Raw genomic sequence first — 15,944 nt, forward strand, 5'->3', positions numbered from 1 at the left:
ACGCGAGGCTTCATGCACGGCGGAGGCCGATCCCAGCGCGGTCGAGGCGGGCGCCTCGCATCGATCCTGATGGCCGCGTTGCTGGCTGCATCCTCTCTGGCCATGGCCGAACCCGACACAGCGACGGAACGCGATACGGCTCGAGCCTATCTCGATGATCGGTCCCCCTTTCTCGAGAAGGGCGCCGAACCGCCGGGTCGCTCCGTCCCGAACCCGGACGGCAAGGGGCATCGCTGGGAAGGCGCGACGGGCTGGCGTACCCGCCACGGTGAGGCCGTCGTCCGCTGGAGCCTCGGCAACCCTCGCGACGTGACCGGCGCGCGCCTGCCCGACGGCACGCGCGGCGACGTCGAGCATGTGCTGGATCACGGCTTCCGCCGCCGGGTTACCGGCGCGAGGCGGTGGATCTACGGGACGATCGACATCCGTCCCAACGAGGTGGCGTTCACGGACGCCCCGATGCAGCCCGCCTACACGCCACCGCTACCGGGCGACGAGCCGAATTTGGAGCGGAGGCTCGCGGGCGATCCCGCCTTTCTCGCCGCGCTTCGGGACGACCGCTTCGCTCAGGCGACGTACATCGTCCTGAAGGATCACGAGTTCGTTCGGCTGTCCGATCTCGGCACGTGGTCCTGCGGCGACAGGCAGGCGGCACGCATCGTGGCCGACCTCCGCGGCGTCGGCGAGAGCTATCAGGACTACTTCCTGCGTGACGACTTTCCCGAGAGATGGCCCGACGACCGGCCGCGTCGCGAGGCGCAGCTGCGCCAATTGATCCAAGCCCTGGAGCTGGCGGCCGCCGCTGAGATGCCGTTCGACGTTCCGCTCTGGGCTCGGTTCGACGGCAAGACCATTGAAACGCCGGAGCAGGCGGAACGCGCCAAGCAGCAGATGCGCGAAGTCTTCGAGCGATCCAAGCCGCTCGGCGACGCTCGCCTCGCGGCACTCAAGGCGCAGCTCGCCGAGGTCCAGGAGCCTACCGGCGCAACAGTGATGACGTCCTTGCGCGGCCATCTCGATCGTCTCGGGTGGCGGACGGTCAACCCGGACGACGAACGTCGCATGGGCACCGAGGCCATGAAAGCGGGCTTGGCGCTTCTGGAGGACATCAAGCAGTTGGAGGCTCTGCCTCCGGCTGCGCCGGGCCCCTGGTGGAAGGAGAATCCACCACCGAAGTTCGGCATGGGGGCGGTCGCCACGCGGCGGTTGGCGGGACTGACACCCGACGAGCGCGCCGTCTGGCTAGGGCTGGACGCGCGCATCGCGGCGCTGGCCGCAAGCGGGAGAGTCAGCCAATCGCAATACGATGCCCTCCGGGCCCGCGATCGGGCCATCCGGATCCGTGTCGGCGGCTACGCCAAACCCTGACGGGTTTCGCATCGGTCCGCGGCACCTCGGTTCGTTCCTATGCGCCGTGAGGTGTTTTAGGGGTCGCGCCGAAAGGTTCCTGCCCACGTCACAAAAAACTCAACCTTCCCCGGCATCCCAACAGCTCACGAGGCCGGGGACGCCAGAATCACCGGCCGGCTCGATTTGGGGGTTTGCCGGATGACGTTCGACGACGCGCGCGACGACTTCTCGCGCCTGCACCGCCAGTTCACGCTGCATCTCGGAGTGGCGGTCGGCCTGTCGTGGCTGACGGCGCTCTACGCGGCGGCGAACGCCCCGTGGGTGCGCAACATCCGGGCGCTGATCGACCCCGCCGGCCCGCTCCGGGTCGAGAGCACGTTGTCCTACCTGTTCGTGCTGCCGGCCGTTCTGACCTTCGCCTGGGCCTCGGCCTATTTCGGCCGCGAGACCATGCGCCGGTTCCAGACCCTGCCGAACCAGACTCTCGAATTCGCCGCCGCCGCGGCCGTCGCCTTCGGCGTGTTCTACCTGTCGATCGACCGGGCCGTCGCGGTCCTCCTGGCAGGGTTCTAACCGCCTTCCACGAGGCGCCGCACAGTCTCCGTCCCGAGCAGGCGAACGAGGCGGCGCTCCGCCTCCCCATCGGTGGCGACGATCATGCCGCCGCAGACGCTTCCGCGGCCGGTGAAGGCGTAGCGCAGGACCGGGGCGGCCCGAAGGCTGCCATTGCCCGCGGCCACGAAGCCCTGCATCCGCCCCGGCCGGTCGCTGCGCCCGATCACCACGTCCAGGCCGGCCCCTTGGCCCGTCACGGTCCAGGGCTGGAAATCGAGCCGTCCGCCCTCCTGCCGGGCGAGCGCGCGACGGGGGCCGGACAGGGCCACGAGCGTCTCGGGCGGCAGGTGCAGCAATCCTTCGAACGAAACCGCCCGGACCTCCGCATCGCCGCGCCGCACGAAGCGGTCGAGCACGGCGAGCCCGCTCAGATCGTCGAGGATGACGAAGAAGCGCGCATGGGCGTAGTCCGGCCCGTGGACGTTGCTCGCAAATCCCAGGACCCGCGCCCCATCGAGGTCGAACCGCGCAGTGGGCCACGCCCGTCCCGCCATCGGCTCACGGCCATCGGGGATCGCGACGTTGTGGGCGCGGGGCGAGAGCAGGAAATGGCGCGCCGCGCCCGTCTCGACGCCCTCGCCGCCGCCCTCGACGATCCAGCGTGATCCGCCCGTCGCGAAGACGAAGGAAGTGCAGTCGCGGTGCTCCTGCGGCGTTTGGCCGGCATGCTGGCAGGCAAAGGAGGCCCAACCCCGCTCCGGCCCGTCGTAGCGCAGAGCCGTGACGTCGGCCGCCTCCGCCGCCGGCTCCGTCGATGCTTCGTCCCGGGCGGCGACGAGGTCGCCGGCCTCCGCTTGAAGCAGCCGGGCGATCCAGCCGGCCTGGTCGAGGCTCGTCGCGCCGTCGCCGAAGGGCGGCAGCCGCCCGCCCGGATCGACGAGGTGGGCGAGGCCGGGCAGGGCGGCGGCGACGCGGACGGCGAGGGTCGGGCCGGGCGCCGCCTCGCCCAAGGCTTCGGCGAGGCCGCGGCCATGGCCCAGAAGGTCGAGCCGGCGCTGAAGCGCCGATTCGGCGAAGGCGCCGTCGGCGCCCAGGAGCGCGTCGAAGCCCTGGTCCAGGCTGCGGCGGGCCAGCGTCTCCCAGAATGCCGCGAAGGGGAAGGCGGGCAGCGCGCGGGCGAGCGCCAGCAGGGCGGCGGCGGACTGGATGCCGGGAAGCCCGCGGGCGAGCGTGTTCTGCCCGACGATCTCGGCCAGGGCAAAACCGTGCCGCGCGGCCTCCGCCGCGACGGCACCGCGCGGCACGGCCTCGTCGCGGAGCAGATGCGCCAGCACCTCGCCGCGGGGGGCGAGCGCGGCCGGATGCAGGCTCAGCGGATCGCTCGGCTGGCCCCAGGGATTGGCCGCCGACCAGGCGGCGGCAAGCTCCGCGGGACGCCCGGCCCCCTCGGTCTGCCCGACGAGCGGCAGGAGCCATGCCAGCGACTGGTAGGCGAGCCGCCACGCGACCGAGCGAAACGGATCCTCGCGCCAGTTCGGCGCTTCCGGCAGTGACCATTCGGGCAGGCCGGCAAGGCTCAGCGCAACGCCGCCCTCCGGATCGAGCCGGGCCGTTCGATCGGGACCGGCGCGCAAGGCGCGGGCGCGGGCGAGCGGCGCGACCGTCGCCCCCTCCCCTGCCGGCGCGAGCCAGCCCGCCGCGGCATCCTCGGGCAGACCGAGCCGGTCGGCGAGGCGGGCGAGGAAGGCGGGCGCGTCGAGGGCGTCCTCGCCGCACAGGCTCTCCAGGCGGAACGCGTCCTCCAACGCCAGTTCGAGCACGCCGATCAGTTCGGCGCCCGTCGGCTTCGTCGCATCCTCCCAGGGGCCGAAATCGAGATCGATGCCGGCCGCACCGGTCGGCGGGCGCAGGTCCAGGGTGAAGCGGCGCGCCTGCGGCACCGCCGAGAGGTTGAAGACCGCTCCGAGCCCCGGCACCGAGACGGCACCGGGATAGGGCGGCGCGATCTCGGAGCCCGCGCGGTCCCGATAGACCAGCCGCACGCGCGCGGCGTGCTCGTCGGGCTGCGGCGCGGTGATCTGGCCGCGAAGCGCCAGGCCGACGCCGTCCGGCAGCGCGAAATGCAGGGAGAGAGGGTTCGTTTCCAGGAGTCGCCGACGCGGCGCGACGCCTGGGTCGGGCAGTCCGACGAGGATCACCGGATCGGACACGGTGACCGGAGCGGTGTTGCGCCAGGAGCGCACGGTCACGGCGAGGTCGCGGGCCTGATCGGGCATGCGGAAGGCCACGCGCACGAGCCCCTCGGCGAGCGCCGGCCCGGGAATCCAGGCCGCGTGCGGATCGAGCAGGCTGCGCACCAGCCCCGGCACATGGTCGAGGTCGAGGCTCGATCCGTCGCCGGCCAGGAAGTCGAAGCCGAGCCCGATGCTGTCGGCGCTCAGGCCCGAGGCCTCGCCCGCCTCGTAAGCGAGACGAAAGCGAAGGGCAGACCAAGCGCCGGGGCGCAAACCCTCGAAGCCCAGAACGGCGCGGGCGAAGCGGTGGTTGGCCGCCACGACGTGCAGGCCCGCATTCCCGCCCGGCCCGGCGCCGCCGGCATAGCGGGCCGAGACCGGCGCGCGGACGATCACGTCCTCCCCCCCGTCTCCGGTCTCTCCCGAAAGCCGTTCCTCGTTGCGCGCGTCCATAGCCGCAGGCGCACCGGGGGAGGGCTCCGTGTCAAGCCGCGAGCCAGCCCCGTGCAAGATTGCCGACCTAAACCCCCAGGAGACGAGGGGGCTTCCGACCGGCGCCCCCGCCATCGAAGGCCCCTTTGAGGAGGGGGACGTTGCCATGACGACGGGCGTCTACCTGTTCGACCTCGCCTCGCAGCACGCGCGCTACCTCGCGGTGCGGCAGGCCACCATCGCGGGCAACGTCGCCAACGCGAACACCGCCGGCTTCAAGGCGCGGGACGTGGTGCCCTTCGCCCAGGTGCTGGCCAGGACCGGCCTCGACATGCGCTCCACGGCGGACGCACATCTCGAACAGCAGGGCAACCGCATCCCGGTGCGCGAGCAAGCCGGAAGCGCCTGGGAGGTGCTCACATCGTCGAGCGAGGTGAGCCTGGAGCAGGAGATGCTCAAGGGCGGCGAGGTCGCCCGCCAGAGCAACCTCGACAACGCGGTGGTCAAGTCGTTCCACCGGATGCTGATGTCGGCCGTGCGGAGCGGATCATGATCGATCCCCTGCTCTCCGCCTCCCGGTTGGCCGCCGCCGGGCTCCAGGCCCAGTCGGTGCGCATGCGCGTCGTCTCGGAGAACCTCGCCAACGCGCAATCGACCGGCGAGACCCCCGGCGCCGATCCCTATTCCCGCAAGACAGTGACGTTCCGGGCCGAGCTCGACCGCGCCGCAGGCTTCGCCTCGGTGAAGCTCACCGATATCGGCACCGACAAGACCCCGTTCCGCACCGAGCACGACCCGGCCAATCCGGCGGCCGACGAGAACGGCAACGTCAAGCTGCCCAACGTCAACATGCTCGTCGAGATGGCGGACATGCGCGAGGCCAACCGCTCCTACGAAGCGAACCTCCAGGTCATCAAGCAGGCCCGCGCGATGGTCGCGGGCGTGATCGATCTCCTCAAGTCCTGAGACAGCTACGATGATCGAGGCACTCACCTCGCTGTCGGCCTTCGACAAGGTCGCCGGCACCTCCTTCGCCGAGACCGCGCCGGTCCAGCGCGCGGCGCTTCCGGTCCAGGCGGCGGCCCCCGCCGCCGGCACGGAGTTCGGCGACATCATGGCCCAGTTCGCCACCCAGGCGCGCGACGCCCTGCGGGTCGGCGAATCGACGTCGATCGCCGGCATCCAGGGCACGGCCTCGGCCCAGCAGGTGGTCGAGGCGGTGATGTCCGCCGAGCAGAGCCTCCAGACCGTCGTGGCGATCCGCGACAAGGTCGTGGCCGCCTATCTCGAACTCAGCCGCATGCCGATCTGAGGAGTCTAGACCATGCGCGCTCTCGCCATCGCCGCCACGGGCATGTCGGCCCAGCAACTCAACCTCGAGGTCATCGCGAACAACATCGCGAACCTCAACACCACGGGCTTCAAGGGCGCGCGGGCCGAGTTCACCGACCTGCTCTATCAGGCCGAGCGCCAGCAGGGCGCGCCGAACCAGGCGGGCCAAGAGGCGGTGCCGGAAGGCGCGATGCTGGGCCTCGGGGTGCGCGCCGCCGCGATCCGCAACCTGCATCGCCAGGGCCAGCTCACCAACACCGGCAACCAGCTCGATCTGGCGGTGAACGGGCGCGGCTACTTCCAGATCACCAGCCCGAGCGGCGAGATCAACTACACCCGCGCCGGCGCCTTCAACAAGAACGCCACCGGCCAGCTCGTGACGCTCGAAGGCTACGCCATCGATCCGGCGATCCTGATCCCGCAGAACACCTCCGAGGTGACGATCAACGAATCCGGTCAGGTCTTCGCCAAGGTCCAGGGACAGGTGGCGCTGCAGAACATCGGCACGCTCACGCTCGCCAACTTCGCCAACGAATCCGGCCTGGAGCCCCTCGGCAACGGCCTCTATCGCGAGACCCCGGCCTCCGGCGCGCCGGTCGTCGGCAATCCCGGCGATGTCAGCTTCGGCCGGCTGCACCAGGGCTACCTCGAAGGCTCGAACGTCGATCCGGTCAAGGAAATCACCAACCTGATCACGGCCCAGCGCGCCTTCGAGATGAACTCCAAGGTGATCCAGGCCGCCGACGAGATGGCCGGCACGATCTCGAAGGGTATCCGCTGACGCGGCCTCTCGCGACGCGACGCCCGCCCTCCCCTCCCTCTCGTATCGGCGCGATCCCCATGGCCCGCACGCTTCTCGCCCGCTGCCTGCTCGTCTCCCTGCTCGCCGTCTCGGCGCAGGCTCCGGCCGTCGCCGTCGAGGGCATGGCGGCCCCCTTGGCGGCCCCCTTGGCTGCCCCCTTGGCAGCCCCCTCGGCCGCCCCGGACATCATGCTGCCGGTGCCCGTCGTCACGATCTATCCCGGCGACACGATCAAGGAATCGATGCTGCGGATGCAGGCCTATCCCTCGACCTTCAAGGCGCGCTCGGCCGTGATCGACGCCCCGCTCGCCATCGCCGGCCGGCAGGCGCGGCGGATGCTGCTGCCGGGCGAGCCGGTGCCGGTCAACGCCGTCGACGATCCCCGCCTCGTGAGCCGCAACACCCCGACCCAGATGGTGTTCGAGGAGAACGGCCTGATCATCACCACCGTCGGCTCGCCCCTTCAGAACGGGGGGCTCGGCGAGACGATCCGGGTGCGCAACACCGACACCAACCGCATCGTGCTGGGCACCGTGATGGCCGACGGCCGCATCAAGGTCGGCGCGCAGTGATGCCTTCTTCGATGTCGCGCCGCCCGTTCCACCGCGTCCTCATCGCCGTCCTGCTTGGGCTCGTCACCGGCTTCGGGTTCGCCCTCGTCGCCGGCCCGGCCCGCGCCGCGCCCGGCACCCGGATCAAGGACATCGCCACGCTCAAGGGCGTGCGCGACAACCAGCTGTTCGGCTACGGCCTCGTCACCGGCCTGCAGGGTACCGGCGACACCCTGCGCAACGCGCAGTTCACCGAGCAATCGCTGCAATCGCTGCTCGACCGGCTCGGCATCAACGTGCGCGACGCGCGGCTGCGCACCCGCAACATCGCCGCCGTCATGGTGACCGCCGATCTCCCGCCCTATACCGGCACCGGCTCGCGCATCGACGTCACCGTCACCTCCATGGGCGACGCCACCTCGCTGAAAGGCGGCACCCTCCTGATGACGCCGCTCACCGGCGGCGACGGCCTCGTCTATGCCGCGGCGCAGGGCCCGCTCGCGGTCTCGGGCTTCACCGTGCAGGGCGCGGCCGAGCAGTTGACGCAGGGCGTGCCGACCGCCGGCCGCATCCCCAACGGCGCGCTGATCGAGCGCGAGGTGCCCGGCACCTTCCGCGATCTGCCCGAACTCGTGTTCGAGCTGAAGAACCCCGACTTCAAGACCGCGACCCAGATCTCGGACGCCATCAACGCGTGGTCGCTTTCCGCCTTCGGCCGCCGCATCGCCTCGGCCCGCGACCAGCGCGCCGTCGTCGTCATGCGCGGACGCCAGATGGCGCAGACCCGGCTGGTGGCCGAAATCGGCGACCTGACGATCCAGCCCGACACTCCGGCCCGCGTCGTGGTCGATCAGCGCACCGGCACCGTCGTGATCGGCCGCAACGTGCAGATCTCCACGGTCGCGGTCACCCACGGCAACCTCACGGTGCGGGTCACCGAGGCGCCCGAGGTGTCCCAGCCCGCGCCCTTCTCCAACGGCCAGACCGTGGTGGTGCCCCGCACCGAGGTCGCTGCCCAGGAGCAGATGGGCCGGCTCGCCATCCTCGGCGGCTCCGATCTGCAGACACTGGTGCGCGGCCTCAACCAGGTCGGCCTGAAGCCCACCGACATCATCGCGATCCTGCAGGCGGTGAAGACCGCCGGCGCCCTCCAGGCGGAGCTTGTCGTTCAATGAGCCGCGGCGCGCTCACTCTCGCCCTGTGGCTCGCTCTCTCCGGCGTAGCCCTGGCGGCCGGCGGCGGCGACAAGCCGGACCCGGCCAAGGAAGCGGCCATGAAGGCGCTCGCCATCCGCGACGCGCCCAAGGAAGTCTCGGCCCAGGATTTCGTCGCCAAGGAGCCGGCGAAGTCCGGCTATTGCGCCAACATCGCCGACGCCGCGGCGGATGCCCGCTTCGCCTGGCAGAAGGAGCAGCTCGCCACCCTCGAACGTCAGGTCGAGGAGCGGATCAAGGCGCTGGAAGAGAAACGGGCCGAGTACGAGACCTGGCTCAAGCGCCGCAACGAGTTCCTGGCGAAGGCCGACGAGACGGTTGTCGCGGTCTACGCCAAGATGAAGCCCGACGCGGCCGCGCTCCAGTTCGCCAACATGCCGGAGGAATCGGCCGCGGCTTTGCTCACCAAGCTCAACGCCCGCGCGGCCAGCGCCATCCTCTCCGAGATGGAGGCGACCCGCGCGGCCACCCTCGCCCGCAAGATGTCGGACGCCGGCCGCAAGGACGCGCCCGCCGCGCCCAACGCGCCGGTCCCGGCCCCGAGAAAGAACGAGAGATCGTGATGCGCGGCTTGCTCCCTGCCCTCGCCGGCTGCCTTGCCCTTGGCCTCGGCGCCTGCCAGACCAACGAGCTCGACCGCCTGGGCCGCGCGCCCGTGCTGACCCCGGTCGGCACCGGGCTCAACGCCCCGCGCGAGCCGCTGCCGACCACCTTCGGCGCCTACGGCCCGCGTCACAGCTACCATTCGACGTGGTCGCCCGCGAGCGCGGACCTCTATCAGGACCCGCGCGCCAAGAACGTCGGCGACGTCATCACGGTGGCCATTGCCATCAACGACAAGGCGCAGTTCGACAACGCGACCGAACGCGAGCGCAGCCAGAAGAGCTTCTTAGGGTTCGATTTCGGCTACGGCGTCTCGGCGTTGAAGGATTCGGCCACCGCCGATACCGGCATCCGCTCTGGCACCTCCACGAAGGGCCAGGGCAACATCGACCGCAAGGAGACGCTCAGCCTCTCGGTCGCCGCGGTCGTCACCGAAGTGCTGCCGAACGGCAACGTGATGATCTCGGGCTCGCAGGAAGTGCGGGTCAACAACGAGGTGCGCGTGCTCAACGTCGCCGGCATCGTCCGCCCGCGCGACATCTCGCGCAAGAACACCATCGATTACGACAAGATCGCCGAGGCCCGCATCTCCTACGGCGGACGCGGCCGCCTCACCGACGTTCAGGGGCCGACGGTCGGCCAGCAGATCTTCGAGACGGTGGCGCCGTTCTGAGGCGTCGCGCCGCCGCTGATGCGGCGAGCCACTCTCGCCGCGAAGCGGTGAGCGTGAACACAAGGAAGAGACCATGGCCGAGACCAAGGACGGCGCGAAGAAGGGCGGCAAGGGCTGGATCGGGGCGCTGCTGCTGGTCACGCTGGTCGCCGTCGGCACCGGCGGCGGCCTCGGCGTCTACCTGCTCGGCAATGTCGAGAAGTCGGTCGACCTCAAGAAGCGCGACGAGGCCGACAAGGCGGTGAAGGTGCTCAACTATACCGGCGACCTCTCCCTGCGCAGCGTCGGCTCGGCGGTGACGAATCTCGCCGAGCCCGCCGACGCCTGGGTGCGGATCGAATCCTCCATCGTCTTCAAGACCGGCACGCTGCCGAACCCGGACGTGACGCTCGCCGAAATCCGCGCCGACGCGGTGGCTTACTTGCGCACGATGTCGCTCGCCCAGATCGAGGGCGCCAGCGGCCTCCAGCACCTGCGCGAGGACCTCAACGAGCGCGTGGCCATCCGCACCAAGGGCGCCGTGCGCGAACTCATCGTCGAATCGCTGGTGGTTCAATGAGCCGGGCCGTGGCACGCGCCTCTCGGATCGCGGCGGCGGCCTTCGCCGTCGTGAGCCTCACGGCCACCGCCGCCCTCGCTCAGGGCGCGGCCGGCGGCGTCACCGGTGTGCCCGGCCTGGATGCGCTGCTTCCCCCCGGGAACGGGGCGGCGAGCGGGCGCATCATCCAGCTCGTCGCGCTGCTCACCGTGCTGTCGCTGGCGCCGGGCCTGCTCGTCATGGTGACGAGCTTCACGCGGTTCGCCGTCGCGTTCTCGTTCCTGCGCTCGGGCCTCGGCCTTCAGAGCACGCCGGCCAACATCTTCCTCGTCTCGCTCGCGCTGTTCATGACCTTCTACGTCATGGCCCCGACCTTCGACCGCGCCTGGAACGAGGGCGTGAAGCCGCTGCAGGAGAACCGCATCGGCGAGGAGGAGGCCTTCACCAAGATCGTCGAGCCGTTCCGGGAGTTCATGACCCAGCACGTGCGCCCGAAGGACCTTCAGACCTTCTCGGATCTGGCGAGCCGCAACTTCCCCAAAGCCGAGCAAGGCGAAAAGATCGACCTGCGCATCCTGATCCCGGCCTTCATGATCTCCGAACTGCGCCGCGGCTTCGAGATCGGCTTCCTGATCGTGCTGCCGTTCCTCGTCATCGACATCATCGTCTCCACCATCGTGATGTCGATGGGCATGATGATGCTGCCGCCGACCGTGATCTCGCTGCCGTTCAAGGTGCTGTTCTTCATCCTGATCGATGGATGGAATCTGCTGGTGAGCGGGCTGGTGCGGTCGTTCTTCTGAGGCGCAGCGTCGCCCGGTAGGCCCGCCGATCCGTCTCGGCCCGTAGCGCCGTGGCACGCACCTGGAGCAGGTCGCGACAGGTGAGCAGGCCGACGAGCGCGCCGCACTCGGGATCGGTGACCACCACGCGGCCCTGGCCGGTCGCCGACATCACGTCGAGAGCGTGCGCCACCACGTCGTCGGGATGGACGACCGCGAGCGCCGTGCCGGCGATGCGGGCGGCGAGGCGATCCCGGCCAGATGTTCCGTTCAGGGTCCAGTGCAGGCCGAGCGCGCGGGTGGCGAAGCCGAGCGGGCGGTGCTCGGCGTCGAGCACCGGGTAGGCGCGGTGGCGGCCGGCCTCCATCGCGGCGATCGCCTCGTCGAGGGGCAGGCCACCGTCGAGGGTGTCGACCGCGCGGACCATCACGTCCTTCACGCGCGTGAGGATGTAGGGATCGACCGCGTATTCGCGGGTGACGTGCTGGCCCCGGCGCGCGAGCTTCTCGGTCAGGATCGAGCGCTTCAGGAGGAGCACGGTGACGGCATAGGCCGTGACGGTGGCGGCGAGCAGCGGCACGAGGGCCCGCACGTCGCCGGTCAGTTCGACCGCGAACAGGGCGCCGGTAAGCGGCGCCCGCATGGTGCCGCCGAGCATCGCCGCCATCCCGAGCAGCGCCCAAAATCCGGGAGCACCCGGCAGCAGGTGCCCGACGAGCCAGCCCATCGCCCCGCCGAGGATCAGCAGCGGGGCGAGCACGCCGCCGGAGGTGCCCGACGCCAGCGCCACGAGCCAGATCGCCGCCTTGACGGCGAGGATCAGCAGCACCGCCCGCACGGCGAGATCGGTGTTCAACAGGTCGGCGATCACGTCGTAGCCGACGCCGAGCGCGCGGGGCTCGATCAGTCCGCCGAGGCCAACGAACAGGCCGCCGAGCGCCGGCCACCACATCCAATGGATGGGAAGCCGCTCGAAGCCGTCCTCCAGCCGGTAGAGCAGCATCGTCAGCAGGCCCGAGAGCAGGCCGGCGGCGAGCCCGATGCCGGCGCAGGCGAGAAGCCCCCAGCCCGGCAGCGCCGGATGGGCCGCGAAGGGGAAGAGTGGCCCGGCCTCGAACAGCAGCGGGCGAAGCGCGACGGCCGTGAGGGCGGCGGCCGTCACGGGGACGAAGCTGCGCGGGCGCCACTCGAACAGCAGCAACTCGACCGCGAGCAGCACGGCCGCGACCGGCGTACCGAAGATCGCCGTCATGCCGGCCGAGGCGCCCGCCACCAGCAGCGTCTTCCGCTCGGCATCGCTGAGGTGGAACAGTTGCGCGAACAGCGAGCCCAGCGCCCCGCCGGTCATGATGATCGGCCCTTCGGCGCCGAACGGCCCGCCGGTGCCGATGGAGATCGCCGAGGAGACCGGCTTCAGCACGGCGACCTTGGCCGACATCCGGCTCGCGCCGAGCAGGATCGCCTCGATCGCCTCGGGGATGCCGTGGCCGCGAATCTTTTCCGAGCCGTAGCGGGCCATGAGTCCGATCACGAGGCCGCCGAGCACCGGGATCAGCACAACCCACGGCGATGGCGAGACGCCGACGAGCGAATGGGGGACGGTGTCGAGCAAGCCGAACCACGAAACATTCGTCACGAGCGCGATCAGCCGCAGGAGGACAGCCGCCGCCAGCGTCGCCGCGGCGCCGATGGTCACCGCCATGGCGAGTAGGATCAGGATGCGCGGGTCGGCGGCAAAATCCGCGAGCGGGCGCCGCACCACCGGGCTCTGGACCGGTGCGCCCACCGGAACCTCGTGCTTCACGATATCCCTCCTTCGATCGGTCCATCCATCATATATCGTGTTACGACATATTCCAGTCCGTGGTAGGTGGCCGGCATGACGAACGAGGATTCGAAGGGGGCGCCGCTGTCGCGGTCGCACTACGCGGCGCTGGCAGCCTTCCGCTACGAGCTGCGGCGCTTCCTCGCCTTCAGCGAGGCGGCGGCGACGCAGGCCGGACTGCCGCCGCAGCAGCATCAGGCGCTGCTGACCGTCGCGGGTCATCCCGGACCGGAGCCGCCCACGGTCGGTCACGTCGCCGAGCGGCTGATGATCGCCCCGCACAGCGCCGCCGAACTCGTGGCCCGCATGGTCGAGGCCAAGCTCCTGGCCAAGAGCCGGGGCGTGCAGGACCGCAGGCGGATGGAACTCGCCCTCACGCCCGAGGCGGAGGCGCGGCTGCACCAGTTGACCGCGGCGCATCTGACCGAGCTGCGCAGCCTGGAGCCGGCGCTCGCCAGGGCGCTGGCTCAGGCGCTCGGAGATCCGGCTGCGAAGGCGAACGCAACCCCCACGCAAGGCTGACCGGCAACATGGCACCCGGACCAAGGATCAGGTCCGGTTCGGATGGCCTCAGGATGCCCGGTCGCGAGCAAGCCGAGAGATTGTGGAGCAACATCGTCGACCTCGGCGCGAGGCGGCTGATCGCCCTCGGGCTGGTCGGCCTGCTCGTGTTCCTAGGCGTCGGCATCGGCGCCTATTACCTGAGCCGCCCGGCGCAGGAGACGCTGTACACGGGTCTGTCGCGCGAGGATGTCGGCCGCATCGGCGGCGTGCTCAAGGACAACGGCATCCCCTTCGACGTGTCGGCGGACGGCTCGGCCGTGCTGGTCTCCTACGGCCACACCGCCCAGGCCCGGATGCTGCTGGCCGAGAAGGGCCTGCCGCAAAGCTCCAAGTCCGGCTACGAGCTGTTCAACGATCTGGGTTCGCTGGGCATGACCTCGTTCATGCAGGAAGTGACCCGCGTCCGCGCGCTCGAGGGTGAGATCGCCCGGACGATCCAAGGCATGAAGGGCGTGCGCGCCGCCCGCGTCCACTTGGTCCTGCCCGACCGCGGCTCGTTCCGCCGCGACCAGCAGCCGGCCTCGGCCTCCGTGGTGGTGCGCACCGAGCCCGCCGACGACGTGTCGGGCGCGCAAGCCATCCGCCACCTCGTGGCCTCCGCCATCCCGGGCATGAAGCCCGACCGCGTCACCGTGATCGGCTCCGAGGGCACGGTGCTGCTGGCCGGCGACGATGCCGCCTCGGCGCCCACCGGCAAGATGGCGACGCTGGAGAAGTCGGTCAGCCGCGAGATGCAGGACAACATCCGCCGCACGCTCGCGCCCTATCTCGGCGTCGGCAATTTCGAGGTCAGCGTCGCCACCCAGCTCAACACCGACAAGACCTCGACCAACGAGACGATCTACAACCCCGACCAGCGCGTCGAGCGCTCGGTCCGCTCCGTGCGCGAGAGCGAGAACGCGCAGAACCGCGCCAGCCAGCGGCCCACCAGCGCCCAGGAGAACCTGCCCGACCAGCGGACCCGCTCGGACGGCAACGACCAGTCGAGCAACGAGAGCTCGAAGAAGGAAGACCTCACCAATTACGAGATCTCCCAGAAGACCGTGCAGACGGTGAGCGACGGCTACGCGATCCGTCACCTCTCGGTCGCCGTGCTGGTCAACCGCTCGCGCCTCACCGCGCTCGCCGGCCCCGACGACAAGGCCGCGCTGGAAAAACAGATCGCCGAGATCGAGGAGCTGGTCGGCTCCGCCGCCGGCTTCAACAAGGAGCGGGGCGACACGATCAAGGTCGCGGCGGTGGGCTTCATCAACGACGGCCAGCCGCTCGAGCCGGTGCCGCCGCTCTCGGTCACCGACGTGCTGATGAAGCAGTCGGGCACGCTCATCAACGCCGTCACCATCCTCGTCGTCGCCGCCCTGCTGATCTGGTTCGGCCTGCGCCCGGCGCTTCGCTCGATCCTCGCCGTGCCGGAGGCGCAGCAGGCGGAAGTCGCCGCGCTCAACGCTCCCGAGGGCGCCCCCGCGCTCGCCGCCGGGGCGGCGGCGGCCGGGCTCGTCGAGGGGGCTCCCGCGCTCGCCGCGCCGGGCACGGTCGCGGCCAACGGCGAACCCCAGAAGCTCCCCGCGCCGGGCCTGGCCGGCCTGATGGAGGAACTCGAGGACAAGCTGGCCCGCTCGCCGCAGAAGCGCCTAGAGCAGCTCATCGACATCGACGAGGAGCAGGTCGCGGCCGTCCTCAAGCGCTGGCTGATGCGTGAGGAGCCGGCGTGATGGAGGGCCTGATCGCCCGGCTCCTGCCCGAGATCGGGAAGGCGCCGCCCCCGGCCGCCGCGCGCGCGCCCGAGTTTGACGGGGACTGGTTTCGTCCCGCGCAGCGGAGCAAGCCACCGAGCCCCGCGCCGGCGCCGGCCGTCGTCCCGGACGCGCAGGCAGCCGCGCCCGTCTCGGAGATCACCCCCTCCGGCCTCCACGCCCCCGGCCTCGCGGCGTTCGCGCCCGTGACCCTGGCCGCCCCCCCGGCGCAACCGGCGGAGGACCGCGAGGCGCTGATCGCCGCGGCGGAGGCGCGCGGGCACGAAGCCGGCCGGGCCGAAGCCCTGGCCGAGGCGGAAGAGCGGCTCGCCCGGGAGCGGGCCGCCTTCGAGACGCGCCTCGCGGAGGCACGCCGCGATTGGGCCGAGACGGAGGGCACCGTGCTGGCAGGCCAGCTCGCGGCGGCCTTCGCCGGCCTCGACGCGACCCTTTCGGAGCGGGTCGCCCGCCTGCTCGCCCCCGTCCTCGATCAGGCTCTGCGGCGTCAGGCCGTCGAGGCCCTGTCGCAGGCGGTGACGCGCCTGCTCGCCGAGCCGCAGCCGGCGGCAATTTCGATCACCGGCCCGGAAGATCTGATCGCGGCCCTGTCGGGACGCCTGGGCGGCCTGTCGGCGGCGGTCGCCTTCACGGCATCCGACGTGACCGAGGTGACCGTGAGCGCGGGCGAGACCGTGATCGAGACCGAATTGTCGGCCTGGGGCCGGCTGATCTCAGCCGCCGTGGCGGAGGCGTGAG

The 15,944-nt window shown here is 70.9% G+C and carries 17 protein-coding genes; 15 read left to right on the forward strand and 2 right to left on the reverse strand.

Features of this window, described 5'->3' with window-relative positions; translation table 11 throughout:
- Positions 1-69: 69 nt before the first annotated feature.
- Positions 70-1,368, forward strand: a complete 1,299-nt coding sequence (locus BM140_RS15825) for a hypothetical protein (RefSeq protein ID WP_131803849.1) — start codon at positions 70-72, stop codon at positions 1,366-1,368.
- A gap of 180 nt (positions 1,369-1,548) precedes the next feature.
- A complete protein-coding gene (locus BM140_RS15830; RefSeq protein WP_091948298.1) occupies positions 1,549-1,923 on the forward strand; it encodes a hypothetical protein in 375 nt (124 codons plus the stop codon).
- Here the strand turns inward: BM140_RS15830 and BM140_RS15835 are convergent.
- Complete coding sequence (locus BM140_RS15835) at positions 1,920-4,592, reverse strand: heparinase II/III domain-containing protein (RefSeq protein WP_091948301.1); 2,673 nt, start codon at positions 4,590-4,592, stop codon at positions 1,920-1,922. The two genes, BM140_RS15830 and BM140_RS15835, sit on opposite strands and share 4 nt — an antisense overlap.
- Before the next feature lie 145 nt (positions 4,593-4,737).
- Here BM140_RS15835 and flgB point away from each other — a divergent pair, with 145 nt between their 5' ends.
- From flgB to fliP, 10 genes are all read left to right on the forward strand, one after another.
- Positions 4,738-5,124 carry a flagellar basal body rod protein FlgB gene (flgB, locus tag BM140_RS15840; protein ID WP_091948303.1) on the forward strand — a complete coding sequence of 129 codons (387 nt, stop codon included), beginning with the start codon at positions 4,738-4,740 and terminating at the stop codon, positions 5,122-5,124.
- Positions 5,121-5,537 carry a flagellar basal body rod protein FlgC gene (gene flgC, locus BM140_RS15845; protein ID WP_091948306.1) on the forward strand — a complete coding sequence of 139 codons (417 nt, stop codon included), beginning with the start codon at positions 5,121-5,123 and terminating at the stop codon, positions 5,535-5,537. Before flgB ends, flgC begins: the two co-directional genes overlap by 4 nt.
- A gap of 10 nt (positions 5,538-5,547) precedes the next feature.
- Entirely contained in the window at positions 5,548-5,883 is a 336-nt protein-coding gene (fliE, locus tag BM140_RS15850) for a flagellar hook-basal body complex protein FliE (RefSeq protein ID WP_091948309.1), read from the forward strand.
- Positions 5,884-5,895: 12 nt separating this feature from the next.
- Positions 5,896-6,684, forward strand: a complete 789-nt coding sequence (gene flgG / locus BM140_RS15855; RefSeq protein ID WP_091948312.1) for a flagellar basal-body rod protein FlgG — start codon at positions 5,896-5,898, stop codon at positions 6,682-6,684.
- A gap of 59 nt (positions 6,685-6,743) precedes the next feature.
- Positions 6,744-7,277, forward strand: a complete 534-nt coding sequence (flgA, locus tag BM140_RS15860) for a flagellar basal body P-ring formation chaperone FlgA (protein ID WP_091948315.1) — start codon at positions 6,744-6,746, stop codon at positions 7,275-7,277.
- An 11-nt stretch (positions 7,278-7,288) separates the two neighbouring features.
- Positions 7,289-8,431: a flagellar basal body P-ring protein FlgI gene (gene flgI, locus BM140_RS15865; RefSeq protein WP_091948318.1), complete on the forward strand. Its 1,143-nt coding sequence runs from the start codon at positions 7,289-7,291 to the stop codon at positions 8,429-8,431.
- A complete protein-coding gene (locus BM140_RS15870) occupies positions 8,428-9,033 on the forward strand; it encodes a MotE family protein (RefSeq protein WP_091948321.1) in 606 nt (201 codons plus the stop codon). Before flgI ends, BM140_RS15870 begins: the two co-directional genes overlap by 4 nt.
- Positions 9,033-9,746: a flagellar basal body L-ring protein FlgH gene (flgH, locus tag BM140_RS15875; protein WP_091948324.1), complete on the forward strand. Its 714-nt coding sequence runs from the start codon at positions 9,033-9,035 to the stop codon at positions 9,744-9,746. Before BM140_RS15870 ends, flgH begins: the two co-directional genes overlap by 1 nt.
- 73 nt (positions 9,747-9,819) lie before the next feature.
- Positions 9,820-10,305, forward strand: a complete 486-nt coding sequence (locus BM140_RS15880; RefSeq protein WP_056244590.1) for a flagellar basal body-associated FliL family protein — start codon at positions 9,820-9,822, stop codon at positions 10,303-10,305.
- The gene (gene fliP / locus BM140_RS15885) at positions 10,302-11,087 is read left to right on the forward strand and encodes a flagellar type III secretion system pore protein FliP (protein ID WP_091948327.1); all 786 of its coding nucleotides are present in this window, start codon (positions 10,302-10,304) and stop codon (positions 11,085-11,087) included. The genes BM140_RS15880 and fliP overlap by 4 nt, the downstream gene beginning before the upstream one ends.
- On the opposite strand, the gene BM140_RS15890 is transcribed toward fliP, so the two are convergent.
- Positions 11,029-12,768 (reverse strand): chloride channel protein, encoded by a 1,740-nt coding sequence (locus BM140_RS15890; protein ID WP_091948470.1) that lies wholly within the window; start codon positions 12,766-12,768, stop codon positions 11,029-11,031. The two genes, fliP and BM140_RS15890, sit on opposite strands and share 59 nt — an antisense overlap.
- 177 nt (positions 12,769-12,945) lie before the next feature.
- Here BM140_RS15890 and BM140_RS15895 point away from each other — a divergent pair, with 177 nt between their 5' ends.
- From BM140_RS15895 to BM140_RS15905, 3 genes are read left to right on the forward strand one after another with little or no spacing between them, the layout of a single operon-like run.
- Positions 12,946-13,413: a MarR family winged helix-turn-helix transcriptional regulator gene (locus BM140_RS15895; protein ID WP_091948330.1), complete on the forward strand. Its 468-nt coding sequence runs from the start codon at positions 12,946-12,948 to the stop codon at positions 13,411-13,413.
- 53 nt (positions 13,414-13,466) lie between these two features.
- On the forward strand, positions 13,467-15,167 hold the full coding sequence (fliF, locus tag BM140_RS15900; RefSeq protein WP_091948333.1) for a flagellar basal-body MS-ring/collar protein FliF: 1,701 nt from the start codon (positions 13,467-13,469) through the stop codon (positions 15,165-15,167).
- Positions 15,167-15,943, forward strand: a complete 777-nt coding sequence (locus tag BM140_RS15905; protein WP_091948335.1) for a hypothetical protein — start codon at positions 15,167-15,169, stop codon at positions 15,941-15,943. The genes fliF and BM140_RS15905 overlap by 1 nt, the downstream gene beginning before the upstream one ends.
- Position 15,944 lies beyond the last annotated feature (1 nt).

The organism is Methylorubrum salsuginis (genome assembly GCF_900114375.1).
In the GTDB taxonomy this organism is placed as follows: Bacteria; Pseudomonadota; Alphaproteobacteria; order Rhizobiales; family Beijerinckiaceae; genus Methylobacterium; species Methylobacterium salsuginis.

Excerpts from the sequence above, each read along its gene's own strand:
- BM140_RS15825 (WP_131803849.1), top strand. The coding sequence starts at position 70 with ATGGCCGCGTTGCTGGCTGCATCCTCTCTGGCCATGGCCGAACCCGAC.
- BM140_RS15830 (WP_091948298.1), top strand. The coding sequence starts at position 1,549 with ATGACGTTCGACGACGCGCGCGACGACTTCTCGCGCCTGCACCGCCAG.
- BM140_RS15835 (WP_091948301.1), bottom strand. The coding sequence starts at position 4,592 with ATGGACGCGCGCAACGAGGAACGGCTTTCGGGAGAGACCGGAGACGGG.
- flgB (WP_091948303.1), top strand. The coding sequence starts at position 4,738 with ATGACGACGGGCGTCTACCTGTTCGACCTCGCCTCGCAGCACGCGCGC.
- flgC (WP_091948306.1), top strand. The coding sequence starts at position 5,121 with ATGATCGATCCCCTGCTCTCCGCCTCCCGGTTGGCCGCCGCCGGGCTC.
- fliE (WP_091948309.1), top strand. The coding sequence starts at position 5,548 with ATGATCGAGGCACTCACCTCGCTGTCGGCCTTCGACAAGGTCGCCGGC.
- flgG (WP_091948312.1), top strand. The coding sequence starts at position 5,896 with ATGCGCGCTCTCGCCATCGCCGCCACGGGCATGTCGGCCCAGCAACTC.
- flgA (WP_091948315.1), top strand. The coding sequence starts at position 6,744 with ATGGCCCGCACGCTTCTCGCCCGCTGCCTGCTCGTCTCCCTGCTCGCC.
- flgI (WP_091948318.1), top strand. The coding sequence starts at position 7,289 with ATGTCGCGCCGCCCGTTCCACCGCGTCCTCATCGCCGTCCTGCTTGGG.
- BM140_RS15870 (WP_091948321.1), top strand. The coding sequence starts at position 8,428 with ATGAGCCGCGGCGCGCTCACTCTCGCCCTGTGGCTCGCTCTCTCCGGC.
- flgH (WP_091948324.1), top strand. The coding sequence starts at position 9,033 with ATGCGCGGCTTGCTCCCTGCCCTCGCCGGCTGCCTTGCCCTTGGCCTC.
- BM140_RS15880 (WP_056244590.1), top strand. The coding sequence starts at position 9,820 with ATGGCCGAGACCAAGGACGGCGCGAAGAAGGGCGGCAAGGGCTGGATC.
- fliP (WP_091948327.1), top strand. The coding sequence starts at position 10,302 with ATGAGCCGGGCCGTGGCACGCGCCTCTCGGATCGCGGCGGCGGCCTTC.
- BM140_RS15890 (WP_091948470.1), bottom strand. The coding sequence starts at position 12,768 with ATGGCGGTGACCATCGGCGCCGCGGCGACGCTGGCGGCGGCTGTCCTC.
- BM140_RS15895 (WP_091948330.1), top strand. The coding sequence starts at position 12,946 with ATGACGAACGAGGATTCGAAGGGGGCGCCGCTGTCGCGGTCGCACTAC.
- fliF (WP_091948333.1), top strand. The coding sequence starts at position 13,467 with ATGCCCGGTCGCGAGCAAGCCGAGAGATTGTGGAGCAACATCGTCGAC.
- BM140_RS15905 (WP_091948335.1), top strand. The coding sequence starts at position 15,167 with ATGGAGGGCCTGATCGCCCGGCTCCTGCCCGAGATCGGGAAGGCGCCG.